We start from the raw sequence: 26,542 nt of genomic DNA on the forward strand, positions 1-26,542 counted from the left end.
TAGAACTCCCTGTCCTTTTTCTTCTTCTTCTACTTGCGTAGCATTTTTTACAATGCCAAATTCCTGGCTGCTATTTTCTAGATTTCTTACTATTATCTCTCCGGCATATCCTCCTTGACCACCTAAACCATATTCTCCACCATGTCCTCCAGGTTGCCCTAATGATCATTTATAGAGAAGAAAAGCTTGATAGCGCGATGAAAGGCTACCATGACAATAAGAAAAAATTACCTCACTTCCTTGATTTTTTGTTACTTCTATAAAAATATTACCTGCTGAACAGTCTTCACTGTTTTTATACAATTCGTTTTTTATCATCAAGGAATTTTTCTTTATGTTCTTAATAGTTTTTGAGACTAATTCCTTTCTAACTCCTGGTAGAGCAGCAAGCTTAACAACTGAAGGAAATTCATTATCAAAGTCTGCTTTTGTAATACCTACTCCATCCTTACCATCTCTTCCATTTCCACCATCTTGTCCTTTACTACCCTTACCACCATTTGAAATAATGGTAAAATTTTCCAGATTTTCTATTTTCTCTACTAGAATCAGGACATTGCCACCACTTTCCCCAGGATAACCATCTGCTCCTTGTTTACCATTACCATCTTTTCCAGTACCTGCATTATCGGAATAGGTATGATCGTTATCTTTTTCAGACACATCCCAGGTTACTTGATCATAAACTTTTATTGCTTTGGTTAAAATAACTACATTCCTTCCCTGCCAAACTTTACTCTTAAGGTTTGTATCAATATGTATAATATCAGCGCCGACAAAACGTACTTCCTCTATATTTGGATTTTCTAAAAATGCATTTTCTAATTGCCGTAAAATTTCACTGACAAAAATGTTCTTCCCTTTTACTTCAACAACCAATCGATTATCTATTCTTCTCTTTTGTATTTCTACTGGTTTTATATAAGCACCTATAATTTCCTTAAACTTGTCTATTTAAAAAAGATCTTCTTCCTCCAAGCCCTCTGTTGCTTCTTGCAAAACTGTAAGATTTTCACCATAAGTATCTACTTCAAGCTTCATAATATTATTGATCAATTCATCAAACGATAAATCACCATGACAAAAGTCTCCTAATTCCAGTTCAGCAATAATTGATTGAAGATTTTTAGAGGAACTTAAAAAATTAACAAAAATTTCTAGAAGCACTAACTCCTTTTTAGCAGAATCACTATAGGCAACTATTTGTTCCAAGCACTCTTTTTTAAACCGACTTATGAAAATTTTTTCATCCTCTTTCCTAACCAATTCATAGTGCTTCATTAAAAGGATGTAACACTCAAGTTGGTTTAAAGGATTAGGAATCCGGCTTAAACCCTTTATATCATCTAGTGAATTAAAAATTTCTTGAATAACAGCACGGCTTTTACTTTCAGTCAGTTCTTTTAGTAAATTTGTTGTTTTTTGTAGCCAAAGCCTTGCGCAATATTTTATATATTTTCTCTCAATATAAGCATTGTCAATAGTGCTAAGCGATCTATGAAGCCTTTCTTCTATATAATCTTTAACTTGTACTAAATTACTTCTATACTCTTTAACTTCTTTGCTAATAATATCTTTTATCTCCTGTTTCTTATCACTATGTTCCTTCGTTGCATTTACAGTTTTTTTGAGATTGTCACTAATTCTCTTATATCGTATACTCAGTGCAGGTTGGCCAGCCAATTGATACACTTGACCTAAATAGTCAGACTGCTCTGCAGTAATGAAAGTATTTTTGTACTCAGGTACAGTAATTGCATCTTCTAGCATGTTAATTACTCTTAACAGATGAATATTTTGAATCTGCTGCTTATTCTCATTAGAGCATTGGTGCAAAGGAATATGGTTGATATGACCTAAAACAACACATAATTTTGTGTACTTTTCGATTTTACTAGAAGTGCCATATTTTGTTAGCAGATTGTTCTGCTGCTTGTATATTTCATTTACTTCTGCCAAAAATTTTTCAGCATTATTCTTTAATCCTTTTGTCTCGCCTGAATAATCTTCGCTAGAAACTTCAGCAAGCTTCTCTAAACATTTTTCTAGATATCTTTGAATACTGTCTAAATCAATCTTATACTTATTGAATAATTCATCATTATAATAGCACGTAAGGTTAAAATAATGGTAAGCTAAGCGTTTACAATACTGCGAATAAGACCAAGAATTAGTATTTTCTCTTATGTCCTTCCTTAACTCTCTATACCGTTTATTTAATTCTTCTGACACGTTTGCTAGCCAAGGCTCATTTCCTACCCAACTCCCCAAAGAATTTAAACATTCAATAGCTTGCTCAATATTCAGTAAAGAGCTTACATTTTTTCCACTGTTACTAATCTGTTGATTTTGAACATTAAACATATATAACTCCTACCTATTTTGTTGTCTACTTACTGCTGATTCCACAGATGGCTGATCTATATTAGTGCTACATTCTTTTTTAAAAAAGATTCAAGAAAATCCATCGTTGTCTTATGATTACTTTCTGACTCTCTAATTCTTTTTTCATTTTTTGAGCCTTTTTCTTTTACTTTTTGTTCTCTGGATTTATTCAAGCTTTCATAATTTATAGTAATTTCTTTTTCTTCTTCTTTTAGAAACCCAGCATTTACCAAATGTTCTTTACAGAGTACCAACTCATAACTACCCTTATTATCTTTACGTGCAGTTCTGCCCTTAATCTGTGTTTCTTCTTTTATATCAAGTGAAAAAAATGTCTGTATAACATTCACCCCGCCGCTATTTTCTACAGCAACACTAGACTTAAAATCAATACCACGACCCATACCTCTTGTTGCTAGCGTTATTGTTTTTGCAATACCTGCCTCATCGATGTACTTTTCTTTGGCATGCTCTTCCGTATTTTCTGTTAATATGTGTAAGCGATCAAATTTACCGAAGAATTTTTCTTTAAACTTTCTTATTTCTACATCTGTATCAAAAAATATTAACACTGATTGTCCTGAACCAACCTTAGAGTTTGCACGATTAAAAATTTTACTGAGCCATTCTTCTTCTGAATTCTGAGATGTAAAATTTTCACTTGAATTAAATTTCAAATGAGAATCACCAAAAAAAGATGGCATGATGGAATTTTCTCTGATGTTATAAGATTATCTTACCGCTTTTTTCTCATGATCATTGAGCGTAGTTAAGGTACCACTAACTCCTAAGATAAGAGGATATTTTTCAGGCAATTTTGCATAAGATACTGCACCACAACCTCTATTCAAATACCCATAATTTTCACGATTAAAGTCTTTTTCCTTCAATCTAAAATAACTAAATATGTTATAGTAACCACAGTAAGTGTGAGTAGAATAAATCCCATCGGATTTTCTATAACTTATGATTCCTTTACCGTTAATTTTATAGTTGTTAATGTATCAGTCTTGATCACTTCCTTTTGCAACCTTTATTGCAGTATCAATCATTTCCTCTAGATGTTCTTGATAGAGAGAACGATTAGTATATTCTTTTTTAATAACCACATTATCTTCTTTTTTTCAAAAGATAGTATTTTTCAGGTTTAAATAAAAATTTATTAAATTCTTTAAAATTGTGATTTCTTTCTCCTATTTTTTTATTAGTAAATTCTTCCAACTCTTTCAAAATAGTACTTTTTTCATAATTTTTGTTGGCCATTTCCCATATTTTTTCTTGAATACTAGCTAGTCCTGGAATAACTATAGTGTTACATGCACCATAAGTATTCCCATAGAATTGATCAGAAAAGAAAACATCCACTTCATCTATTAAAAGAGTAGTATTACTGATATCCTCTTGCTTTATCTGTCCAGATTGCTCCACGCTATGATTTAAAATACGGCCTTCAACTAATTCTCGCAACCCTTGCTTCTTGCCATTTACCTCAAGCTTTATCACTTCATCGGCCATCTCATCAAATGTACCATAAGTTACCTTATCACGAATACCAAAATTCTTAAAAAAGCTGTCAAAATCTTGTTGATCTCGAGCTGCTAAGTATTCACTATAACAAACAGTTCTTACCTTATGACCTGTCAATACTAATAGTGAAGAGAGTAAACCTAGTACAAGCGATTTGCCTTGTCCTGTTAAGACTTGCGCAAGATGCTTATCAATACCTTTAGAGTCTTTATCAACACTTAACAATCGCAAAATGCATAATATTTGAATGCAATGCGGCTTTAAGCTCTTTCCTGTACTTGTAATATCTTTTGATTTCTGTATAGACCACACAGCAGCTAATCTAGCAAGAAGATCAGGCAAAATTTCTTTCTTGAATGTTAAATTCCACTCATGGAGTTTAATTTCTTTAGATTGCTTCTTTACTTCTTTAGTAATAAAATCGATCTTATCTTGATAGCTTTTTCCGAAAGTCTCTTGTATGTAAGAATTAAATTTTTCTAAGTATATATTATAGCAATCCCTTAGTGCTTCTACTGCACTGTTACTGTTTTCTTTTCTATATAGCTCTAAAGCTTTATCTATATCAATCTCATCTTGTTTTCTTAAATACCAAAAAGATTCCCCTATGATACCAATTCGTTTTTTAAAATCCTTATAAGAGCTGCTATTATCTACTACAGAAATAAACGGCTTGGTACTTTCTTCTTTGAATGTGTCGAAAGATATATAATTAGGTTGTTCCTTGAGATAAAGAAAAGATTTCTTAATTGCTGATAGTAACTCACTTGCCGCACTTAAATTATCGTCATCAGACCATTTCTTTTGCTTCAGTAAATTACTTACTCTATTTAATAGATCTTGAGTGATTTCAATAAGGTAATGATTAGGGATTTTTTGGCAATTTTAAATGAAATTTTCAGGATTTAAAACTTTATATGAATTTTTATCTGCATTGACTAACTCTACTTCAGTAAAACGATTATTAATGTCATCTTTTTTAATAAACCAACTAAACTCTATACCATTTAAATCTTCTAAAAATTCATTAAACGATCTAAAGTATTTAATGAACCCTTGTGATTTTGCTTTTTTATCAAGTGCAGTACTTGCACTATCAAGTAGTGTTTGACATATTTTTTCCATGTTTTCCCTGAACTTTCCATAAGGAAATTTATCAGGAATTTTTTCTAAAATAGATTTTCTATTCTTCCAATATTCATTATATACATCCACCAAGTCTCTAAAATCATCAGATTGTTTATCTAAAAATGCCTTCCTGATAGATTCTATTTGTTTTGTTAAAATGGCTTCTGAAGTTTCTTTTGAGAGATAAGGAGTTGTTTGTGCTATAAATCTTATAACATTGTGTGTTGCTATTCGAAATGACTCATAATGATCACCTTCGGTGTTTTTAATAAAATCCGTATAGCCTTGCATGAGAGGTTCAAATGACTTTAATTCTTCTTTAGAAAGTAGGTTGACAATAGCATTGTTAAGAATATAAATCCATACTAAGCGCTCTTCAGGTATAGCTGACAACTCGTCACTGCTAACAAACAAGCTCTTGATAAATTGCCATAATGTTTTATCATTCTCAAATTTCCTTTTGTTAGAATAATAACCTGGTGCAAAATGTTTCATTAGTGTAAAGATAAAGCGATATTGCTGCTCAAGAGAGTGGTTTAAAGAGGAAGTTGATGGCCAATTTGTAGTTTTTATCAAGCCCCATTTTCCTTGTTCATTTTTTTTAAGCAAATCATTAACAGGAATGTCTGTTTTACTACTAATCTCTAAAATTAACTCTTGAAAGCTCTTACAAAGATAAAAATAAATAGGATTGGTTAAAGGCGCAAAATTTCCTACTGACTCATACTGCCTTATTTCCTCTACATTTTTAAACAAAATGTCCCACGAATTGCCTATAAAATCTAGAAAAGGTTGCTTATTTATCATATCAATAAGGTCTTCAAACAATTCTATATCTTTATTGCTGATATAAAATATTGACTTATCATTCAAGCGAGATAAATGATCTGGCATAATAGAAATAGAATAAAAATACTTGTCATATAAGGTATTTCTATGATTATCTATTCCACCTTTACAGATCTGCTGTAATCCTGTCAGTAAATCCATTGTATAAAATTGAGCAATTTCAGAAAATTCTTTCTTTCTTATATCCAGAGCTCTTTCTCTATCAAGCAATTGTTGATTACTACTATTCGTCTCGCACGAAATGTTCTTATTCTTAACTATATCATCCAATATCAATATATTACTAAAGAACTTTCTCCAATCTTCTAATCTTTTAGAAAACTGAAAAAGATCCTCTGCATACTCAAGATTATCTGCAGTTTTACCACTTCTATCCTGCAAAAGTTGTTTAAACTGTTCATAAGCTTTATCCCTGTCATTTAATAATTCATCTTCTATAATTTTAGTAATTTTAAGCTTTTTAAGAAAATTTCGTTTTATATCTATAGGATGCTCAGCAAAATCTAACTCTTCAATCTTGTTGAAGCTTACTCTTGCAATAAAGTTTTCCTGATCAAAAGTAAATAAATAACCTGGACTTTGCTTCCTGATATAAACTGTTTTATTATTATATGGATGAGTAAATTGACACGAATCTAGTTTTATTAAATGATTATTCTCCAATTGTCCCTCTATATATCCATTTTCACCAAATGACTTCCTTGTTCCCTTATTTTCATTAGAGCTACCTTGACCAGCTTTTCCAGGCTTGCCGTCTTTCCAAGTACGCTGCTTAAAATGTGATACAGTAGGAATAGACTCCAGGTCAGAATCACTTTTACAAGATATAGAAGATCTCTCAACCTTATCACTAGCATCACAGTACTCCTCATCATAGGAATCAGCTAAAAAAGACAGCAAATTCTGACTTACCTGCTGACTATTAGAATTTCCTACGTGCATAATACACCCTATAAAGAATTATCAATATTCTTAATTTAAGATGTTTTTTTCTTTGAAAAGAGGCAAGAAAAATTTTTATATGTCGATAAATAAGGTTCTCAAAACACGGTGTTTTTTTTCAAAATTTGTTGATTGAGTTATGGTGGTTGAAATAGAAAATCAATTAAGTTGCCTCGTCCAGCGCTCTCTTTTGGTCAATTGCTGTTTTTTCCTTATAAAAATTTAGCTTACCTTTTACATCTAAATAGCTAACAAGATTTGACCTTTTATAGATGAGTAACCCTCTAGGAATTGTCTTCTTGAATTCCATGATATTACTTTTTGTAACATTGTTATACATATCATGGTAAGGGAGTTGGCAAAATGTGTCAAGGAGTTTTCTATTGGCTAAGGTTGTGACAATAAAGTTAAGCACTGCCAAAAACTATGGAAGAAGTCATTATAATTTGTATTATATCTTTATAAAATGGTTCGCATAAGTTATCTAGAAGTGCAACTAAACAAATACAAAAATCAAAGTGTTGCGGTTTTCGGCCTTGGTAAAACTGGTTTGTCCGTTATTAATGCTCTAACAAAAAGCAGTGCAAAAATATATGCATGGGATGATAATAAAGAGCAAATAGCAAATGCAAAAAAGATATATAAAGAGTGTAACTTTACTCATCCCAATGAGTATAATTGGCATGAGATAAGCACACTAATTTTGAGCCCTGGAGTGCCAATACCAGCGCATTGGGTAGTAAAACTTGCAAGAAGCTTTGACTGCAAAATAAAATCAGACATTGAGCTATTTCTTGAAATTAAAACTACAAGCCAGAAGGTTGTAGGTATCACTGGAACAAATGGCAAATCAACCACTACGTCACTAATAGGGCACATATTAAAATCAACAGGGAAAAAAGTAGCTATTGGCGGGAATTTAGGTGTGCCTATTTTGGATTTAGAAAGAGATGCAGAAATTTATGTAATTGAATTCTCCTCTTTTCAATTGGAGCTAATAAATAAAATTAATGTAGACATTTCTGTATTGCTCAACATCACACCAGACCACATAGATAGACATGGAAGTATGAATAACTACATAGCAACTAAATTAAAACTGATAAACAGTAGCAAGATTGCCGTGATAGGATGTGATAACAAAATTACCGCTGATGTATTCAATAAATTCACTGGGAACAAAATTCCAATTTCAGTAACATATTCCCTGGTGTCATTCCAGCGCATGACCAGAAAAGAAAAACCATTACCAACTACTCAGATGACAGAGGGTAGTGCAAGAGATCTAATATCATTGGCAGATAACAATTTGCTTGATTATGGTGAACAGATTACTGGTATAGATCGAAATTATCTGGATCCCAGTGTCAGCTACTTGGATGACAAAAGGAGTGCTGAGATTCAGGAGATCTCGCTAAAACTAGAGAATCACAACTTATCAATGAGTGATATGAAAGTAAACCTAGTATCCAATGTAGAAAATATAGTAGCTGCACACGCTGTGTGCAAGTTACTTGGAATAGATAGCAGCACTATTGTCAATGAAATCAAATCCTTTCCAGGGCTAAGACACAGAAATGAATTTCTTGGCAAAATACATAATGTACTTTTTATCAACGATAGCAAAGCAACCAATGCAGAATCGACCGAAAAGGCAATTTTATCTTATAAAAACATATATTGGATTGTTGGCGGAAAAAGCAAAAAAGGCGGAATAGAATCATTAAGCAAGCATTTCACCAAGATTAGAAAAGCTTTTCTTATTGGAGAATCAACTGAAGTTTTTGCAAACATTATGGAGAACAAAATAGATTATATGAAGTGCTATAATCTAGAAAACGCATTTAGACTGGCTTTTGAAGAGGCCATAAATAGCAAAGAAGAAGTAGCGATATTACTTTCTCCTGCATGTTCTTCTTTTGATCAGTGGAAAAATTTTGAAGAGCGCGGTGAAACATTTTGCAGAATGTTTGAAAATCTCAGGTACAATTATATGTGATGTTTAGTATAATATTGTATGGAACAAAAGTTAATAATAGATGAGCTGATTAAGGTTATTCCATTTGAAAGAATAAGTGATGCAACCTTATTGAAAGTGTGCACGAACCTTAACCTAGCCAATAGTTTTTGTAAATTTCAAAATGGAATATATAGTGCTTTGGAGTACATAGCAGAGGACTTAAATAGCTCAATGGAAACTGAACTTTGGAATTCCAATTTAGAAGATATGAAGGTAAGAGAGCGGATAAAGTTAGCTGTCCAAATACGCCTTTCAAACTATGCTAAGTTACAAAATTACAGAGAGTTTTTAAAAAATGTTTTATCATTCTCTATATTATCCCAAAATACATATTTTTCTAGTAAACTCTTGTACAGAACTGTTAGCGCGATTTGGTATGGCATTCATGATCAATCAACAGATTTTAACTACTATACAAAAAGAGCAATATTAGCTGGAGTGTACTTAAGTACGATACTTTTTTTTATCAATGATGATTCAGAAGATTTTGCAGATACTCTGTCGTTTCTTGACAAACGTATCAACAATGTCATGACATTTCAAAAGTTTAAAACCCGTTTGAATAGAATGGTAAGAAACTTCTTATAGCCTCTTTACTTATACGAGTTACTCGTATTTATACCTAAAGCTGCCTTGATTTTTATGTTAAGATAATTGAACATCCACTAACAGTGAGCTTAACAAAGAACTTGATTGAAAGCAATACATTAGAAAGTAGTTTTGCTTGAAACTTGAAGTAGACAGAATTGATACACATAAAGCTGATCCATGTACAAAAGTATCTGTTCAGATACACGACTAATGCTGTGTGATCCATAGAGGTTATTACAATAAGAATGTAAGATCAAATAGAAATTTGGATTTGCAGTAGTTTATAGACCTTATCCTAATTGCAAAGGATAAATTAGTTAATAATGGATTCTAGGGTTAAACTACGTCTGAGTTGGATAAAATTATACAAAATGACTACTTTTAGCAGCAAACATTAGAGCATTTTTTCCAAGAGCAGTTTTTTCATAGTCAAAATGAGGTAGACTAAGAGTACTAACTACATAATTAACACCTGCGTTTGCTATTTCTACTAAGTATTTTACTACATCCAAGTAAACTGCTTGAGCAGCATCAAGTAAAAAGAGTGGAGCAACTATCTCCATGATGCTTCTTTTGCCTTTTTTTTGCTTGCTTAATATTTATAGCTAAAGCTTCAGGGTGTCATTTCAGTGCGTGACGCAGAGATGTACGGAGATTGAAGATCAGTGCTTGACACTGGAATGGCTTTGTTGCATAGCAACTGAAAAAATCTGGTGGATACTGACAAAATTCATTATAAAATAGCCATTTAACTGTTGAAGAAAAAATATGCCACAGAAAATGAAAGTCAGTAACCAAAACGAATATAACAAATTCCTTGAAAAAAGGGGGAATATTTTTCGTTACTTCGATGAAGCTATCGAAAATTGGTATGAAAATAGTCCAAAAATGCAGGGCGGCAACTATATTTATAGTGATAAAGTTGTGATTTTGGTGCATATAATCGTTAATCTTTTTAGAATTGGCTTAAGACAAACGGTAGGGTTTGTAAAAGGATATCTGCAACAAATAGGAAAAAATTTGGCAGTTATCAACTATTCACAAGCATCAAAAAAAAACTTAATATTAAGATAAATGATTGCAGGATTGATAAAAGCAACATGGAAAATATTGAAATTATCATAGATAGTACAAGTATCAGCATTTACAGTAACACTCCTGGCCACAGTAAGGAAAACAGTGCAGATAGAAAGTACCGAAGCTACGAGCAAGTAAGAAAGTTACATGTTATGTTAAGTGTGAATAGTAAAAAAGCTATAGCTGCAAGATACAGTAATGGCGTCTACTCTGACCACTATGGAGCTTGCTTGAAGAAGTTAATTTTCAGCACAAAATAAAAGCATTATATGCAAATGGGGCATACGATAGGCAAAAACTTTATAAATTGTGTAAGAAATACGATATAAAGACAAAAGTTCTACCAAAAAAGGATGCAGCAGAACATTCAAAAATAGATTATATGTCTGACAGAAATGCTGCTATTAGGTTAATAAAATTATATGGACAAGATGGTGTAAAAGAGTGGAAAAAGGAAGTAATTTATGGAAAAAGATCTTAAATAGAAGGATTTTTCTCAAGGTTGAAGCAAGTATTTGGATTTAGTTTTAGGAATAAATCTGAAGTAAACCGTGAAAAAGAATTACTAATTAAGTGCTATTTGCTCAACAAATTCACTGGTATTGGTATGGCTAAATTTGAAATCATTACATAAATTTGTCGTAAACCATCACTGCTTAAGGTGCTATGCAACAAAGCCCACTGGGATCCAGTCCTTTCGCACAAAAAACGTTGTAAAGTGTTTACCAACTTAGTTGGATCCCAGTGTCAGCTACTCTGATGACAAGGAAGGGAGCACTGGAATTTTTGTTTCAGTATTTGTACATTAGCCATGCATCTGAACAGATACAAATATTGCAATTAAAAGCATTAGACAGGCAGTAAAGGTCTTGATATTATATAATCTTAAGTTCTAAATTTGGAAGGGTGGCCGAGCGGCTGAAGGCGGCGGTTTGCTAAACCGTTATACGATTGAAAAGTCGTATCGAGGGTTCGAATCCCTCTCCTTCCGTATATTATTGTTTAGGTATTCATTACAGTAATTTCACCCTCTTTTTTAATTATTAAAAAGTTAGCTAGCGTTTATTCAGTATTTATTATAGAATTAGTTATTAGCTAAATAATTTTATATGCATAAAATACTAATTTTGATATTAATAATGTTCCCGCTTAGGTTACTTGCAACTGAGATTGAAATTGTTGCAGATGTAAATGGTGAGCCAATTTCAAATTTAGATATCGAAAGACGTATCAACTTCATAAATTCATTGCTTGGCACTCAGAAGATTAATCAAAAAGAGGTAAAATCTCAAATTCTAAGACAGTTAATAGACGAAATTATCATTGTCAGCGAAGCACAGAAGATGAATATAGAATTGAGTAACGAGGAATTAAATAATGCTGTCACGTTATTCTTAACTCAAAGTTTAAAACTTGAGGCTGATGAAGTTGATCAATACGTAAAAAAGTATAATATAGATCTCAATACCCTAAAAAAACAAGTAAAGTGTCAGCTACTGTGGAACAAGATTATTGAAGTAGGAATTGTGCCACTTGTCAATATCAGCGATAAAGAAGTGGACGATGTAAGAAAACAAAAAGAGAAACCTGACTACCTTATTATATTTCAGGAGTTTGTAATTCCTGATCAGAAGATGGCTGAAGATTTAATAAAACAATTACTTACCAGTAATAATCCAGAATCTTCGATAAAGATGCGCAAAGCAACCGTTAATTTAAGTCAGCTAAAAGGTAACCTCAAGGACGTTTTGGAAAGATTAGAAATCAATGACGTAGCAGGTCCGATTAGTTTAAGCGAAGGTTACTCTGTTATAAAAGTCATAGATAAGGTACAGCTCGATCATACACTGCTGGAAAGTATTTTAAAAGTAAAACAAGTTGTGGTTAAAGATTCAGAAAATTTACTCTCTAATTTTAAGGAGCAAAAGGTCAGTTGTTTAAATTTTGACAAGTTAGCAGATGATTTCAAGCTGCCAAGCGTAAAAGAGTTTAAAATAAAAATGCGAAATTTAAATCCTGATTTACAGATTTTATTTAGTAAAACAAATATGAATGAAATAGTAGAATTAAGAGAAAATAGCACTGCAAAGTTGATGATGTTATGTGATATCAAAAATAATGCAATGGATATAGAAGCAATCAAACAGGAAATGTATCAACAAAAGATTATGATACAAAGCAACCTGTTATTGGATAATATGCGTAAAAATGCAGCTGTTAGTTATCAGTTTAATTGAAGTTAGAGAGGTTTTCTACTCCATAAAAAGTTTATGAAGAATATAATGCTCATTGGCGGTGGAGTTGGAAATGCAGTGTTATTTTCGATAGGGAAGGCATGTCTTGAAAACAATCATAAGGTTTTATATTTCGCTGGCTATAAAAAATTAAGTGATGTATTTAAACGAACACTGATAGAACGTGCATCAAGTGCAGTAATTTGGGCATGTGAAGAAGGATTGATAGAAACAAGCAGAGAACAGGATAAATCCTTTCATGGTAATATAGTTGATGCAATAATCTCATATCAGCAAGGAAAGTTAGGTAAAATTACTATTAGTTTAAACACTATAGATAAAATCATCACTATTGGTTCTGATAAAATGATGAAAGCTGTAAATGAAGCTAGAAAAACAATTTTAAAGCCATATCTAAAACCAAAACACATAGCAATATCATCAGTTAACTCTCCTATGCAGTGCATGATGAAAGAAATCTGCGCTCAATGTATTCAGCAACACATAAATAAGGAAACAGGAGAAATAAGTTTTGTTTATAGTTGCAGTAATCAAGACCAGGATATGGAGCTTGTTGACTTTGATTTTTTAAGTGAGCGCTTGAAGCAAAATAGTTTACAAGAAAAGCTCACTGCAAAATGGATAGAACATGTTCAAAGACACTAAACAGCACAAAGAGGAACTAAGGAAGCAATATAGAACCATAAGAAAAGATGTTGATGAAAGTTATTCTAGTTATGCAGCAAATTCTCTTATTAATCTCTTTAACAAAAACTTAAGTTGCGTTAAAGGTAAAACAATAGCAGCGTACATTCCAACAGACGGAGAAATTAATGTTGTGCCTTTGATGCATCATTTACTCGATTTAGGATATAAAGTAGCAATTCCTAATAAAAATAAGTTATTAAAATTTGAGGAATGGAATAAAGCAGACGAAGATATAATTCCCGACACAATCATTACTCCTGTTATTGCTTTTGATGATCATTTTAATAGGTTAGGTTTTGGCGGTGGTTGGTATGATGAAATGATAAAAAAATTACGGCCACTTGGAAAAATATTTATAGGTGTAGCCTATGAGAAGCAATATTGTAAAAATTTACCTGTAGAAAAACATGATCAAAAATTGGATATTATAATCACTGAGATATGTGTTAGATTTGAAAGTGAATTGCTCAAGAAGGCGGATAGAAAGGAGTAGCATAGTCTCCCTCTTTCTGATAGTAATTGCTTATCTGTTCAGATGCATGGCTAATATACAAATATTGAAACCTGTACTCCCTTTCCTGTCATCAGAGTAGGTGACACTGGGATCCAACTAAGTTGGTAAACACTTTACAACGTTTTTTGCACAAAAGGACTGGATTCTAGCGTCACGCGCTAGAATGACATCAACTTTTGAATTCCAGTTATGCAAGAAATTTATTCATTTGAAACTTGTTTGAGAAACGTAGCTATAAAAACCGCAGGTACCAGTTGGTTTTTATTAGCTAAAGTAAAGGTCAAATATCTAGAATTCTGGACATAAAATCCCCCTGTAAAAAAGATTAGAAAAAAATGCAGCGCACACATGACAGAAATTAAGTATACACTGAGGAGGATACGCTACATTTTTTTATGAGTTTAATAAAAAAGGTCTGCAGACAAAGATAGATTTTTGAGCTCTAAAAATATCTATAATTGTTATTATAATCAGATTTAAAATATGCGGAAGTAATTTTTTGTGTCCGCTTAGCAGGGTGGCAAAATAAGATAGACAGATACATTTTTGCATCAAAACGCTCTTCAAATGTATCAATTTACTCCTTTCCCTTCTTCACTCACTTGTTCAGAATTTGGATTCTTCACTTCAGGACTTGGCTTCATTTCTTCAACTTTGTCATTAACTTTTTCTCTCACCCTCTCTATGTCATTATTACCAATGGCCATAATTGCAGGTTGAAATTCACTCATAAAACCTACAAGTTTCTCCATATCTTCCTCATGAGTACTATTACCCTTGCTCATGAGATTGCTCAAAAGACCAGCCTTATTTTCCTCTATTAACTGTCCTATGGCTGCTAGTTGCTCTTGATTTTGAAGCATTTCTACTATCTTGTTCTGATTCTTAGCGTCTTCCATGCTTTGCACTTCTTTTAACTTACTATCGTCTGCAATACCTGCAAGCAATTCAATACGTAATCTATCAAAATTCTTCTTTCTTGCTTGAATCGTAGGTAATTTATCGATCACATTTTTCACAAAATGTTTCACTGCTCTTCCTGCTTCACCCGCACCTTTTTTATCTTACCTCTATGCTGATATATAGCATAATGAAGCAGAAGATACTTAGCAAGTGCCCAATCGCTCACCTTACCTTTTCTTAGAGACTGTACATGATCTCAAAAAAGGGATAGAATGAGAGGATAAAGTAGGATATGGGAAGTTTATATCCAAGTGATATAAGTCGAGGAAAGTTTGAGATTATTGTAGCAGATCTGAAGTCTTGCAGGAAGAGGACAAAATTGGGAAAGAGAATAGGTGTTTCGTATAGACAGATACAAAAGTACGAAAATGGTTCAAATTGTGTTTTGGCCAGTAGATTATATGATTTAGCAAAAGCACTATCGATAGATGTTGCTAACTTTTTTACTAATATGCACAGCCATAGTTCACTTCTTCCACTGTGCCAAGTCTAATCAAGTTATCCAATTTTCTTGGTAAATCGGCATCTCCAAAATTATGCATCATTTTTGCCAACCTTTATATATTTATGCTTATTAGCAACTTCAATATCAGGCGCAAACCCAATGTAAACAGTACTCGGCAAAATACTACTCTCTGCCCACACTGAATTACCAAGTTGTACCTCATGCACCCATTCAATTAGCCACACAAGGTAAGCATCCAGTTCTGGTTTAAGTGCATCTGGTTCTGCAGATAAAAATTCAGCTGGTGAAATTTTTTCCTCTTTCTAAGTGTTTTTATTTACCACTCTTGCTACTTCTGCCGCCAATGATCTGATAATAATGGGTGCATTTTTTATTGTGCTATCGATCACTATTCGTGCCTCAAATTTTGCTCTCAGCGCTAGTTCCTCCGTCCCTGAATCTTTTCCTTGCTCTAGACTTGACAATTCTATAAATACCCCTGGAGCTGCTAACTCTTTCCTTATTGCTGGATAAACCTCACAAGTTTGAATTGCTGGTATCTCTGCCTCTAGCGTATTACAAATCGCTTCATGTAAATTAGTCCAAAATGCCGTCATAAAATAACTCATGTGTGAAATATTTTTCAAATATCCTTTCAACTTCATAATTAACAAGATTTTCTATTATCCTTGAAGCCTCAGGTTCAAGTGGTAGTTTAACTTCCTATATTGGCAGTGCTGTTTTTCCTTCACGTTTAAAAATACCACGATAGCCTCTTGGCATCGTTGCCATAAATGCATCATTAAATGATGTTCTTATTTTTGTTTGTTTAACTCTAACATCATACAGATATGACCTAATTAAAGCCTCCAAAGCGCCTTTTCTTGCCTTGATAATTCTTAGTCTTTTTCTAATTACTTTCAGGCTAATTTGCTTTTCTTCACTGATTTCTCGGATAGCCTGAGATTTTAACCATAATGCCGTTTTGTTTAGTGCTCTTACCGCTGCCAATTCTATTTTGGCTTTGTTAGCATCAATGTTGTGAATAATCCTCTCAATATTTTCATTAACCTCAATGTTAAACATCCTTCTCTCCAAGTACTGTACATTTTATATTCCATACTATTCCTGAATTATCTCGCAGCGGTGGAGAATATACTTTATATTTACGACCATCAATAACAAAAATATCTCCCACCATCGGCCTCAGTACATCAAAAACATTTACCTCCAAAATCAACATCTTCCCCACAAATTGTCCTTCACCAATCTCGTATAATTTATCTGGCTCTTGCTTTAATACTTGTACCATATATGACTTATCCTTTGATTCATATAAAGCTAACTCCCCTAAATGGATAAGACAATCTTTCAATAATCGCTTAATATTTTCTTGCATTTTTATGCATTAAGTCCTTATAAATATGCTAAGAAGGGTCATACCGGTAGAGTTCTTACCGCTTTGTAGTTGCTCTACCAGTATTGTTATGCTATAGCGACTTTTACTAATGTTCCTGGTCTGTGGCACATTGGCAGAGGATTTGACTGCGTATGTAAATCGGTCCCTCTATCAAACCTCCTTGGCTCTTGTTTTGCATAAAGTGGCTGTCCAAGAGTGTTTACTCTCTCATTAAAGTCTGCTGGTGCAAAATATGTTGTAAATGTGCTTGCTGTTCCTAGTGGAAAACAGTGCCCTGTATCTCTTTCTATAAATCTTCTCACGGTTCCTTCAGGGTCAGTTGCTTGCCCTCTATATTCCTCAAATGTGATTCCACAGAACGTAAATCCTGATCTCATATCATTTCTTAGCGCTGCTCCTTCTTTCCATCTCTCATATGCTTCTCTTACTTTTGTATGAGAAGTTAATGCATCGAAAAACTCAGGACTAACGAGCGCATGAATTCCTGTCATATATTCACCACTTAGATTATCTTCTATATGCCGCAATACTTCCATACACTTACGCTTGACATCTGTTGTTGCTGTTCCAAGGGCAAAATTTACTACTTTTGGTGTTATTTCAAATTCGTTGTACAGATTTAATAATTATGACCCGTCAGCATCTAAAATTATTCCTTTGAGCGCTCCCATCCGCAAATGCTCTAATGTTATTGCATGTTTGTTTCTCATTGATTGCAAATGATCAGTTATTACATCTGCCAGCGCTTTAAGTTCACTTTCTAATCCAAATGCCCTTATTCCCTGTACTTCTTCTGGTAACACTACATCATCATCTGGAATATGTGGAATCGTAAATGTTCTTACCTTTCTTTTTCCTCTTTTTCCTACTGTTGCTGATGCTCCTGGTACTTGTGTTGGCAATAGGCTTAAAACTACATTATGTTCTTCTATTGTAATATGTCTAAATCTTACTGACCTATTTGGAAACAAGTTTAAATTTTCAACACGTCCATAATTTATCGGCAATATATTCATCGTATTTGTTAGTGCCGTCATGCTAAATGCTGTGTTTGTAAATGGATTTTGCATTTTTTATTTTCCCCCTTTTGTATTTTTAATAGTTTTTTTAAGCTCCCTTGCGGACAATGATTCCTCGTACTTCAAGTTGCTTTATTGCTTCAGCTTTCTGTTCTTCAGTGATATTTTCTGGCCACACCACTGCATGATCAGCAAGAAGAGAAATACGAGTAATTATTATTGCTTTAGTATCTCCATCTTTGCTATTTACATCGCTTGTTATTACACCTATTGCTGTTTGTGCACCATCTGTGATAGTTGGATTTATTATCTTAACCATGCTATCTTTATCGAGAGCCACTACTGTACCAAGTTTAAGATTTTGTCGCTTGGCTACTGTTATTTGGTCTCTTGAATATAAATTTGATGCCTCATACTTTAATAAGTCACCTAGATTATTTTGTTCTGTTATACATGTCATATTTTCTTTTCTCCTTTTTTTCCTTTAGTTTTACCGCCATGTTTGTAGTTATTGTACGCGGCGGTTATAAAAAAACTTAAATACTTGATTGTGCTCTAGCTTTAGCTACCTGCATCATCAATTCTTCTCCTGAATTCTGTGGTATTGCACTCATTATTTCTGTCTTCTTTGTTTGCTCTGCTAGCAGTTTCATTAAAACTTCCCGTGCTTGCTCAACACTTACGCTTTGCTCAATAAATTCTCCTATCTTTTCTGGCATTTTTGATATATTACATAATCTTATTATCTCTAAAATTTCTCTACGACAGTTCTCGTAGCCTTCCTCAGTTAACTCATTAGTTGTCATACTAACACTCCTACTTTTATGATTATTGATAAATTCAAAAAATGTTGTAACTCCATCTGCAACACCTATTTCTACTGCTTTCTCTCCAAAATATAGACCTGCTTCTGTTGATCGAATCTTTTCAATTGAAAGACCTCTGTTCCTTGCTATTAGCTGCAAAAACATTTTATATAGTCAGCCTACTTCTTTTTGTAAGCTTTCTAAACTTTCAGATGTCATTGGCTCATGCGGGTTTAAATCATTCTTTCGACTAACAGCAAAGATTGTGGTATACTTAATACCTTGCCTTTCATCAAACCTACTTTGATCTATGTGACTTGCTATTACTCCAATACTTCCTACTCCTGAAGTTCTGCTCACAAATACCTTTTCAGCGCTAGAGGCTATAGCGTACGCAGCAGAATATGCATCATCATTGGCTATTGCAATAATTCTCTTTTTTGTTCTTGATTCATAAATAAAATCAGCTAGGTCAAAAACACCGTTTACTTCCCCTCTTGGACTGTCTATGTCAAGTAGAATCGTCTCTATGCTTTTATCTTCTAAAGCGCTCTCTATCTCTTCATGAATATTTTCATACGAAGTCATATCTAAAATATGATCAAAAGCTTCTGTTTTTTTGTCAAAACTCCATAAATACGTATTATTGCTATTCCTTTTGGGTTTATATGAAAATGCTTTAAGTTCTTAAAGATAGGTTGTTTGCTGTTATATAATGATAGTAGTTCAAAGCTTCTTCTCTCTACCATTATTGGCTTATTTATCCACATCACCTTCCTTCCCTTTTATGGTTAATGTCAGAATCGAAACAAAGTCCAAAAGAATTAGCACGCTTTTGATCTTCTGCTATTTCTTGATCAATTTCTTCTACATCGTAACCCATTTCTGATACTACTTCTGAGAGGCTCTTGAAGCCATTTCTTACCGCCATTTGCTGTGCTTGCTGATCTTTTAGCGGATCCACCCAATCAAATCCCTGTGGTATCCATTTTACTTCTTCTTTCGCTGCTTTTACTACTTTTTCATCTATACTCAGTTCTCCACAAAGCACTGCTAATTCTAGCCATCTACTCCATACTGGTCTGCAAAATTGAAATACTATAATGTTGTGTTGCAGCATAGCACATCTACGACGAAACTCTATCAGCCCTGCTCGAATGGATAAATAATTAACTCCTGTTAAATCTCCTGTTAGCTGCTCATACGTTATCCCTGTGCCTATTGCTATTGCCCTCAGCTGCTGTCTCATGAATGCTTCATAACTTCCCCCAACATCAGACGGCTCTGAAAATTTTATGTCTTCTCCTGGATCTAAAAGTTGCATTGTTCCAGGTTCTAGGCCAGATAGTGCTACTCCTTGCTCATTTGCTTCGCCTTCTCCTAAAATATTTGCTTCAGGATCGAGTCTCGTAATAAACCCTGCAAACATTGCTGCAGTTTTCTTTCTCACCAGCTCTGCATCATCATATTGATCAAGCTCATAAAGTTTCAGAAGTATACTCGAAAGCCATGGCTCCCCTATAACTTGCCCAGGTCTTAGTGGTCTGTAAATATGTAAAACATCATTTGCTGGCACTTTCTCTTCTTCTTTTAAAATATTAAGTAATTGAAAAAGCTCTGACTTTAATATTGATACTTCTACTGGCCAGAGCTTTATTCCTCTTTTCAGCTTTTGCCCGCCAACTGTTATATCTACTTTACTTGGGCTGCTCAGTGGCACTAGGGCTTTATTTACACCTTTCACTGCCATTACTCTTCCAGATCCTTGATGACCCCTTACCCAATTGTATACTTCTTGTGTTGCATATCCTGCATCCACTGCCATCATGCTTATCATGTATTCAAGACCATTTTCACCGATAAAATGATGATTTAAGAGCTCAGAGAATTTTCCCCATACTTCCCCACCTCCTGTATCTCCTTCAAATACTTGGTAGTCTATTGACCAACTTTCACGGCTTCTTCCCCATGCTACAACTTCTACTTCTAACCGGTCTTTTTGAACATCAACTCCTGCTGTGAGAACTACTTCGCCCCTTGGTACTGTGCCAATCTGAAAAAATTCTCTTCTGTTAAATAATTGCTTCCAGTCTGGTACTTCTCCTTTATCTACCCAGGTTTCTCCAAGCGTAGTATTTATCCAAACTTTCAGTAATTGTTCACTTTCTTTTGCATGGAGAAAATCTTCTACTGCTTGAGTCCAGCTATACCATCCTACTGGGCTATAAAGACTTGAAAGATGAAATCCTTTTTTCTCACTTTTTAGTAAGTCTCCATTCTCCACGCTCAAGCATCTCTGTCTTTTGACGATTTTCTATTTTGCCGCTACATTCAGTGCAGACATAATGTGCTGTTCTTGAGTCGTTGTTTTCCTATTTAATTTGTGGCCATTTTAATACTTGATAGTAATTACAATGCGGACATGGTACAAAAAAGTATCTCTTATCTGTTGCTTCAAACTCTTTCTCAATTCTGCTTATTCCATGAATCGTTGGTGTTGACACTAAAAAAAATCTTTCGCCGTACAAATGTATTAGTTCGAGCAATACTAAGCAGTACTGGATCTCCTTCTCCTCCTGAATCTCCTGGATACGCATCAATCTCATCAAGAAAGAGATACTTTACTGGCATAGATCTCAGTGCTACACTGCTATTTGCTCCGGTTATTACTACTATTCCACCTGGAAATTCCTTACTTTGTACAGTATTTCCTGAATCTCTTGATCTTGGGTCTTTTACTTTACTTTTTAAACATGGTGTACTTTCAATCAGTGGCGCAAATCTTCCTTTTGACCAACGCTTTCCCATTTCAACTGTTGGCTGTACTACTAGCATTGGACCTGGTGTTTGATCGATGATATAGCCTATCCAATTGTTACCAGCTTCTGTTCCACAAATCTGCGCTCCTTTCATGAATACTACTTTCTCCGCTGATGAAGATGGAGATAGTGAATCCATTATTTCTTTTAAATTAGGAGTTCTTTCTGTTCTCCATTTACTTGGCTCTGATGCTGCAGTTGCTGCTAAAACTCGATACTCATTCGCCCACTCTGATATTTTAAGCTGGGGATCTGGTCTTAAACCTTCAGAAAAATCTAGCGTATATCATTGTCTGCATCTACTCATAATTGGTTCTATCTCAATATTGTTAACAGTAGAGTTTATTCCTCCACACTCCTCCAATTCCATAAACATCTTTTTCTGAAATTCGTTTTCTATATATCTTTTGCTCATCTCACTTATCATTAGTGCTATAATAAGCGCAAATATCCCTGTTGTTGTTGCAAAAATGATTGCACTGCTTATTGTTGTTGCTGTTAACCCTATACATACCGCTATTGCTACTGCACTAACTGTAATACAGATGCAGATAATATTATTATGTTTTTTCATCCTTTTATCTGCTATTTCTCTCTATGCTATATATTTATTATGAAGGGTTGGAAAATTAACAACGGTATCTATGCAGAGTAACGCTCCATTTTTTTCATTAAATAAAACTTTAAGTAATTCTAAATTATTTGACTTGATTGCTAAGTGCAAAACAGGTGTATAGCTTGCTCCTTTTTTCAGTAATAATTTTACTACATGTAAATGTCCTTTTTTCGCAGCAAGATAAATCGGTGATAGACCTTTATTATTTACAATATCAATATTGATTTCTTCTTTTAAAATTGCATCTACAATCTCAATTTCTCCTCTTTGTGCAGCTAAATGGAGTAGACTATTCTTTTCAGAACCGTATTTATTACTCATCAAAGCCTTCTTTATCTCAGGTTTAGCGTAATCAAATGGTGTCTTGCCGCTATCGTCTTTTACCAGAGGGTCTATATCTTCTCGCGTTAGTAAAATTTCTATTGTTTTAAGTCTTTCAGCGTAATGTAGTGGTGTTTTATTTTCATAGTCTTGCAAATTTACTTGAGCATTAGGCTCCTTTATTAAGCATTTGAGGATATCAAGACATAAATCCCTTTCATCATAATTAGTATTACTTACAGCTATATGCACAGGCGACAATTTCATTGAGTTTTGTCCCATATGTGCACTATTTACATCTGCTCCAAGCTTCAGCAGTAACTTTACTATCTCCAACTTTTTATTATTAACTGCATAGTGCATTGGTGTCTGATTTCGTGTATCAAAGACATCTATTTCAGCTTTTCCTTCTCTTATCAAAATCTTTACAACTTCTGCATGTCCTATGCCTGCTGCTAGATGTAATGGCGTATGATGCAGAGCATTTCGTACATTAACGTCAACACCTTTTCCTATCAAATATCTAACTGCATTAACTTCACCTATCATTGCAGCTAGATGAAGTAAGTTATCTTGTTCTGATCCGTATTTGTTATTAATTAGCGCTTGTAATATTTCTGCTTTTTTCCCTTCTTTTGCATAATCTAAGGAGGTTTTGCCTTCATTGTCCTCAACAAAAGGATTAATGTTCTTCTTCGTGAGTAATAAATCCACCATGCTTAACTCGTCAAACTCTATAGCGCAATGTAGTGGTGTCTTTCCATTTAATCCTCTGACATTAACATCTAATCCAGGTTGATTAATGAGACACTTTATTAACTCCAAACTTAAGTTATCAGCCATTTTATATTCAAAATCTTTTTTATATTTGAAATTTAGTATTAGATAATTCTTGTAATGAGTTTGTAATCTCTTCAGTTAGCGCGATATGAATCTTTTCAGTGTCACTCAGTGATGCAAGTAGTGCTGAAACTCTATTCGGAATATTAAGCAAATTATTACGAACAACTCTTGCTACGTTAAATGCTTCAGTTTTTACCTCTTCAATTGACACAAATTTGCCTATTTCAGCTTTCACTTTAGCTTCCAAAAGTTTACCACGCTCCGTTTCATTTTTTATTCGCGTTTTTAGCAATATCGTTGAAAGTTTTTCTCCGCGCTCTTTTCTCCTAAGTGATTGACTTGGATCTCTTATTGCTGCTAACGCTTCATTTGCTTGCTCTCGGTCGATCAAACCATCCTCCAACTCAACTATTCCTTTTTTTACTAAATAACAGACATATTGCTTTGAAACTCCTAGTTCTTTTGCCCATTCCGTCTGCGTGATTCTCACCTTTTTTTCTCTTTTTTAGCACTGCTCAGCTATAATTTCGTAAGTATTTAACATTTGAAATATATCTAACGCTAAAGAAGGCCAGAGGTCAGGACCACCAAATCCGCCATTCTGGCCAAAAGGACCCACTTTTTATGATATTTCCAATGTATTAAAATCTTTACTAAAATTCATAACATAGAACATTAATGCTAAAGAATCTGCTTCATTATCATCTGTTGGACAAAAACCCTTTTCCTGCACTGCTTCAATTACATCAGCTTTACTTGCATTGCCCTTGCCAGTTATAAAACGTTTAATAGTCTTAACCGAAACACCTTGATAGGGAATATTACTTTCTTCGCACCAAGCAGAAAGGTGTGCTAAAAACCCTCCATAGATATGTGCAGCATCAGTTCCCAAGTGTCTTCTCACTTCTTCAAAGAATACAACTTCAATGCCTGGAAATTTATACTTAAGTGAATTAAGCCAATTACGAAAATTTAAAAACTACATTCCACCACCACTAAACCTGCTAACATGAAAACTCTTACTTCCACTTTGCACTATTCCATCATTTAAAATAGTCCAGCCGGTTTGTTTGCCAAGATCTAGGGTGAGCATTTCCTTTCAATTGCCGAGTACATATATATACAAGATTTGAAAAAATTACGTCCAAAAGATCTTTAATTTTCGAAATTTAACAACTAGAAACTAACATAAAAACTCTTTTACAGCCAGTTTGTTTACCAAAATCCAGTGTGAGCATTTCCTTTCAATTGTTGGGTACATATATATACAAGATATGAAAAATTTTCGTCCAAAAAATCTTCAAATTTTTAGGAATTTTTTTTATAATTCTTGAATTTGAAGACCTTTCAAACGGGTTTCTCTACTTTTAGAGGTTTTTATTATTCTACTCTTATATTTTATATGTTTTTATATATGTGTATATTTTTATATATGTATTATATATATATTATATATAAGGGTTTCAGGAAGCTAGAATCCTCCAACTTCAGATATGCCGTTCCTAAGAAAGGTTTTAGGAACGCATGGTGAAAACCTGCCATACAGGCTAATTCTAGATTCCTAATTCCTGATTTAGGAAGCAAGTAATTAGGAACGGAACTTAAGATTATAGAGAGCATACTTTTCAACTATTTTCCTCTTAAAAATCTAAGCTATTCTTTTAATAGCGAAATCCACATTTTTAGCTCTTTAGGTGATATTGAATTTCAAAATATGAAATTCTTATATATTTTTAATATAACTTTAGGAAGCTTGAGCTACCCATTCTTAAAAATATTGAAATCCATTTAAAATAGATTCCAAAAACCTAAACTGTATTATTTTAAATTGCATCAGTATTATTCTCCAATAAAATAAAAGAATATCAATAGATTAAAAATCGCATCAGTATTATTTATTTTTGCTCCTGTCCTACATAATAGCATTAATAACTCTCATCCTTAAAAGCATCAATTTGTTTTTAAGGAAAGTTATGAAATTACAAAACTACCATATAGTTATTAAAAATGTAAAATATCAAGCTTATAGACTGAAACTTGCTAAGTGCTTTATTAATGAAGCTCACGAAGATCTTGAGCAAGAACTCTTCTGTGAAATTTGGCCATATCTTGACCAGTATGATGAAGACAAAAGTAGCTTTAATACCTTTGTAGCAAGATTAACTGAAAATAAAGCTATTAACTTGCTAAAGAAACAGCGATGTGCAAAACGTGATATCAACAATTACATTAGTATTGATGTAACAGAGCTATTTGAGGGTGAAATAACAAAACGCATTGATGTAGACTATATGATCTCGGTTTTACAAAAGGAATGGCAAAATATATGTGAGCAACTTAAATTTTTTAACTTACATGAAGTTGCCAAAATGAACAACGTTTCAAGAACCACTTTAAACAATATTATCAAGAAGATACGTGCCAAACTTTCTTCTATTTACTACGAAGGCAAAAAGAAAAATTGAACAAAATTTTTGCCTTTCTTGTATATATACATCGTAGCATGGATAAATAATGGTTCTTAAAATTTTTCATAATAATGAAAGATTGCAAACAATATCAACTGTAAAAATGGTCATCTTTGGTCCTTATGGTATTGGTAAAACAAGTCTCCTAAAGACCGTAGATGAACCAACACTTTGCCTTGATTTTGAAGCAGGGCTTCTTGCTGTTCAAGATTGGCAAGGAGATTCAATTAGTCTTCGCACTTGGAATGAAGCTAGAGATATTGCTTGTCTTATAGGGGGGCCTAATCCTGCGCTGAAGTCTGATCAAGCATATAGCCAAAGACACCATGAACATGTATCTGGTAAGTACAAAGATCTTTTCTCTGAGTTTTCTAAATACCGATGCATTTTTGTAGATAGCATAACCGTTGCTTCACGTTTATGTCTATTATGGGCAAAAATGCAACCTGAAGCTTTTTCTGAGAGATCAGGAAAACAGGATATGAGAGCTGCCTATGGGTTACTTGCTCAGGAAATGATGGCTTGGCTCAACCAGTTTCAGCATATTAGAGATAAGGACATCATTATAGTTGGCACTTTAGGTCAATATCTCGATGACTTCAATCGTCCAATTTGGCTACCTCAATGCGAAGGAACTAAAACTGCTAGTGAAATTCCTGGAATAATTGACGAAGTAATCAGTATGGTTGGAATCAAGAAAGATGATGGAACGGAGAAGCGCTCTTTTGTTTGCCACACTTTAAATCCATGGGGATACCCAGCTAAGGATCGTAGTAGACGTCTGAGTATGGTTGAAGAACCACACTTAGGTAAGCTGCTTACAAAGATTAAAAGCAAGTTTTAAAAT

Annotated in this window: 22 protein-coding genes, 1 tRNA gene and 8 pseudogenes; 10 read left to right on the forward strand and 21 right to left on the reverse strand. The window is 33.7% G+C overall.

The window, feature by feature from the left end:
- Positions 1–165: 165 nt before the first annotated feature.
- The 7 genes from JSQ73_RS01410 to JSQ73_RS01440 all read right to left on the reverse strand — a co-directional run bounded on the left by JSQ73_RS01410 (position 166) and on the right by JSQ73_RS01440 (position 7,141).
- Positions 166–879 carry a hypothetical protein gene (locus JSQ73_RS01410; protein WP_234301823.1) on the reverse strand — a complete coding sequence of 238 codons (714 nt, stop codon included), beginning with the start codon at positions 877–879 and terminating at the stop codon, positions 166–168.
- Positions 880–954: 75 nt separating this feature from the next.
- Complete coding sequence (locus tag JSQ73_RS01415; protein ID WP_234301824.1) at positions 955–2,364, reverse strand: hypothetical protein; 1,410 nt, start codon at positions 2,362–2,364, stop codon at positions 955–957.
- A 56-nt stretch (positions 2,365–2,420) separates the two neighbouring features.
- Positions 2,421–3,089 (reverse strand): helicase-related protein, encoded by a 669-nt coding sequence (locus JSQ73_RS01420; RefSeq protein WP_234301825.1) that lies wholly within the window; start codon positions 3,087–3,089, stop codon positions 2,421–2,423.
- Between the two features lie 27 nt (positions 3,090–3,116).
- Positions 3,117–3,275 carry a hypothetical protein gene (locus JSQ73_RS01425; protein WP_234301826.1) on the reverse strand — a complete coding sequence of 53 codons (159 nt, stop codon included), beginning with the start codon at positions 3,273–3,275 and terminating at the stop codon, positions 3,117–3,119.
- A gap of 220 nt (positions 3,276–3,495) precedes the next feature.
- Positions 3,496–4,785, reverse strand: coding sequence for a hypothetical protein (locus JSQ73_RS06705; RefSeq protein ID WP_369409693.1), 1,290 nt, complete (start codon positions 4,783–4,785; stop codon positions 3,496–3,498).
- A gap of 12 nt (positions 4,786–4,797) precedes the next feature.
- Entirely contained in the window at positions 4,798–6,831 is a 2,034-nt protein-coding gene (locus JSQ73_RS01435; RefSeq protein ID WP_234301827.1) for a hypothetical protein, read from the reverse strand.
- 163 nt (positions 6,832–6,994) lie between these two features.
- Positions 6,995–7,141, reverse strand: coding sequence for a hypothetical protein (locus JSQ73_RS01440; protein WP_234301828.1), 147 nt, complete (start codon positions 7,139–7,141; stop codon positions 6,995–6,997).
- A gap of 156 nt (positions 7,142–7,297) precedes the next feature.
- Between JSQ73_RS01440 and JSQ73_RS01445 the strand changes: the two genes are divergently transcribed.
- Both JSQ73_RS01445 and JSQ73_RS01450 read left to right on the forward strand, forming a co-directional pair.
- A complete protein-coding gene (locus JSQ73_RS01445; protein ID WP_214249715.1) occupies positions 7,298–8,830 on the forward strand; it encodes a Mur ligase family protein in 1,533 nt (510 codons plus the stop codon).
- Positions 8,831–8,848: 18 nt separating this feature from the next.
- Positions 8,849–9,439, forward strand: coding sequence for a COQ9 family protein (locus tag JSQ73_RS01450; RefSeq protein WP_214249716.1), 591 nt, complete (start codon positions 8,849–8,851; stop codon positions 9,437–9,439).
- A gap of 365 nt (positions 9,440–9,804) precedes the next feature.
- Here the strand turns inward: JSQ73_RS01450 and JSQ73_RS01455 are convergent, their stop codons facing one another.
- Complete coding sequence (locus tag JSQ73_RS01455; RefSeq protein WP_234301829.1) at positions 9,805–10,005, reverse strand: hypothetical protein; 201 nt, start codon at positions 10,003–10,005, stop codon at positions 9,805–9,807.
- Between the two features lie 205 nt (positions 10,006–10,210).
- Between JSQ73_RS01455 and JSQ73_RS06905 the strand changes: the two are divergent.
- The 5 genes and pseudogenes from JSQ73_RS06905 (at position 10,211) to JSQ73_RS01485 (ending at position 13,954) form a co-directional block, all read left to right on the forward strand.
- Positions 10,211–11,153: pseudogene (locus JSQ73_RS06905) on the forward strand (IS5 family transposase).
- Positions 11,154–11,419: 266 nt separating this feature from the next.
- Positions 11,420–11,510 (forward strand) — tRNA-Ser (locus tag JSQ73_RS01470).
- A 118-nt stretch (positions 11,511–11,628) separates the two neighbouring features.
- Positions 11,629–12,756 carry a SurA N-terminal domain-containing protein gene (locus JSQ73_RS01475; RefSeq protein ID WP_214249719.1) on the forward strand — a complete coding sequence of 376 codons (1,128 nt, stop codon included), beginning with the start codon at positions 11,629–11,631 and terminating at the stop codon, positions 12,754–12,756.
- 33 nt (positions 12,757–12,789) lie between these two features.
- Positions 12,790–13,419 carry a ferredoxin reductase domain-containing protein gene (locus JSQ73_RS01480; RefSeq protein ID WP_214249720.1) on the forward strand — a complete coding sequence of 210 codons (630 nt, stop codon included), beginning with the start codon at positions 12,790–12,792 and terminating at the stop codon, positions 13,417–13,419.
- Positions 13,403–13,954 (forward strand): 5-formyltetrahydrofolate cyclo-ligase, encoded by a 552-nt coding sequence (locus JSQ73_RS01485; protein WP_214249721.1) that lies wholly within the window; start codon positions 13,403–13,405, stop codon positions 13,952–13,954. The genes JSQ73_RS01480 and JSQ73_RS01485 overlap by 17 nt, the downstream gene beginning before the upstream one ends.
- A gap of 593 nt (positions 13,955–14,547) precedes the next feature.
- Here the strand turns inward: JSQ73_RS01485 and JSQ73_RS01490 are convergent.
- Positions 14,548–15,006, reverse strand: a complete 459-nt coding sequence (locus JSQ73_RS01490; RefSeq protein WP_214249722.1) for a hypothetical protein — start codon at positions 15,004–15,006, stop codon at positions 14,548–14,550.
- Positions 15,007–15,170: 164 nt separating this feature from the next.
- Here JSQ73_RS01490 and JSQ73_RS01495 point away from each other — a divergent pair, with 164 nt between their 5' ends.
- On the forward strand, positions 15,171–15,431 hold the full coding sequence (locus tag JSQ73_RS01495; protein WP_234301832.1) for a helix-turn-helix domain-containing protein: 261 nt from the start codon (positions 15,171–15,173) through the stop codon (positions 15,429–15,431).
- 41 nt (positions 15,432–15,472) lie between these two features.
- Here JSQ73_RS01495 and JSQ73_RS01500 read toward each other — a convergent pair.
- From JSQ73_RS01500 to JSQ73_RS01550, 12 genes and pseudogenes are all read right to left on the reverse strand, one after another.
- Positions 15,473–16,000: pseudogene (locus tag JSQ73_RS01500) on the reverse strand (hypothetical protein).
- Positions 15,981–16,469: pseudogene (locus JSQ73_RS01505) on the reverse strand (phage tail protein). The pseudogenes JSQ73_RS01500 and JSQ73_RS01505 overlap by 20 nt, the downstream one beginning before the upstream one ends.
- Positions 16,462–16,782, reverse strand: a complete 321-nt coding sequence (locus JSQ73_RS01510) for a head-tail joining protein (protein WP_214249407.1) — start codon at positions 16,780–16,782, stop codon at positions 16,462–16,464. The pseudogene JSQ73_RS01505 and the gene JSQ73_RS01510 overlap by 8 nt, the downstream one beginning before the upstream one ends.
- A gap of 86 nt (positions 16,783–16,868) precedes the next feature.
- Positions 16,869–17,873, reverse strand: a pseudogene (locus JSQ73_RS01515) (major capsid protein).
- 37 nt (positions 17,874–17,910) lie between these two features.
- On the reverse strand, positions 17,911–18,282 hold the full coding sequence (locus JSQ73_RS01520) for a head decoration protein (RefSeq protein WP_214249408.1): 372 nt from the start codon (positions 18,280–18,282) through the stop codon (positions 17,911–17,913).
- A gap of 76 nt (positions 18,283–18,358) precedes the next feature.
- A pseudogene (locus tag JSQ73_RS01525) lies at positions 18,359–19,398 on the reverse strand (S49 family peptidase).
- Positions 19,398–20,912, reverse strand: a complete 1,515-nt coding sequence (locus JSQ73_RS06710) for a phage portal protein (RefSeq protein WP_214249409.1) — start codon at positions 20,910–20,912, stop codon at positions 19,398–19,400. The pseudogene JSQ73_RS01525 and the gene JSQ73_RS06710 overlap by 1 nt, the downstream one beginning before the upstream one ends.
- A pseudogene (locus JSQ73_RS06815) lies at positions 20,884–21,132 on the reverse strand (phage terminase large subunit family protein). Before JSQ73_RS06815 ends, JSQ73_RS06710 begins: the two are co-directional and overlap by 29 nt.
- Positions 21,095–21,586, reverse strand: coding sequence for a phage terminase large subunit family protein (locus JSQ73_RS06615; RefSeq protein ID WP_369409679.1), 492 nt, complete (start codon positions 21,584–21,586; stop codon positions 21,095–21,097). Before JSQ73_RS06615 ends, JSQ73_RS06815 begins: the two are co-directional and overlap by 38 nt.
- Positions 21,587–21,733: 147 nt before the next feature.
- Positions 21,734–23,227: pseudogene (locus JSQ73_RS01540) on the reverse strand (ankyrin repeat domain-containing protein).
- Between the two features lie 19 nt (positions 23,228–23,246).
- Positions 23,247–23,717: a hypothetical protein gene (locus JSQ73_RS01545; protein ID WP_234301833.1), complete on the reverse strand. Its 471-nt coding sequence runs from the start codon at positions 23,715–23,717 to the stop codon at positions 23,247–23,249.
- Between the two features lie 132 nt (positions 23,718–23,849).
- A pseudogene (locus JSQ73_RS01550) lies at positions 23,850–24,320 on the reverse strand (Holliday junction resolvase).
- An 880-nt stretch (positions 24,321–25,200) separates the two neighbouring features.
- Here JSQ73_RS01550 and JSQ73_RS01555 point away from each other — a divergent pair.
- Positions 25,201–25,692 carry an RNA polymerase sigma factor gene (locus JSQ73_RS01555; RefSeq protein ID WP_214249412.1) on the forward strand — a complete coding sequence of 164 codons (492 nt, stop codon included), beginning with the start codon at positions 25,201–25,203 and terminating at the stop codon, positions 25,690–25,692.
- A gap of 49 nt (positions 25,693–25,741) precedes the next feature.
- Positions 25,742–26,539 (forward strand): ATP-binding protein, encoded by a 798-nt coding sequence (locus tag JSQ73_RS01560; RefSeq protein ID WP_214249413.1) that lies wholly within the window; start codon positions 25,742–25,744, stop codon positions 26,537–26,539.
- The last annotated feature ends 3 nt before the right edge of the window (positions 26,540–26,542 follow it).

The sequence above is a fragment of the Wolbachia endosymbiont of Anopheles demeilloni genome (assembly GCF_018491735.2).
Classification (GTDB): domain Bacteria; phylum Pseudomonadota; class Alphaproteobacteria; order Rickettsiales; family Anaplasmataceae; genus Wolbachia.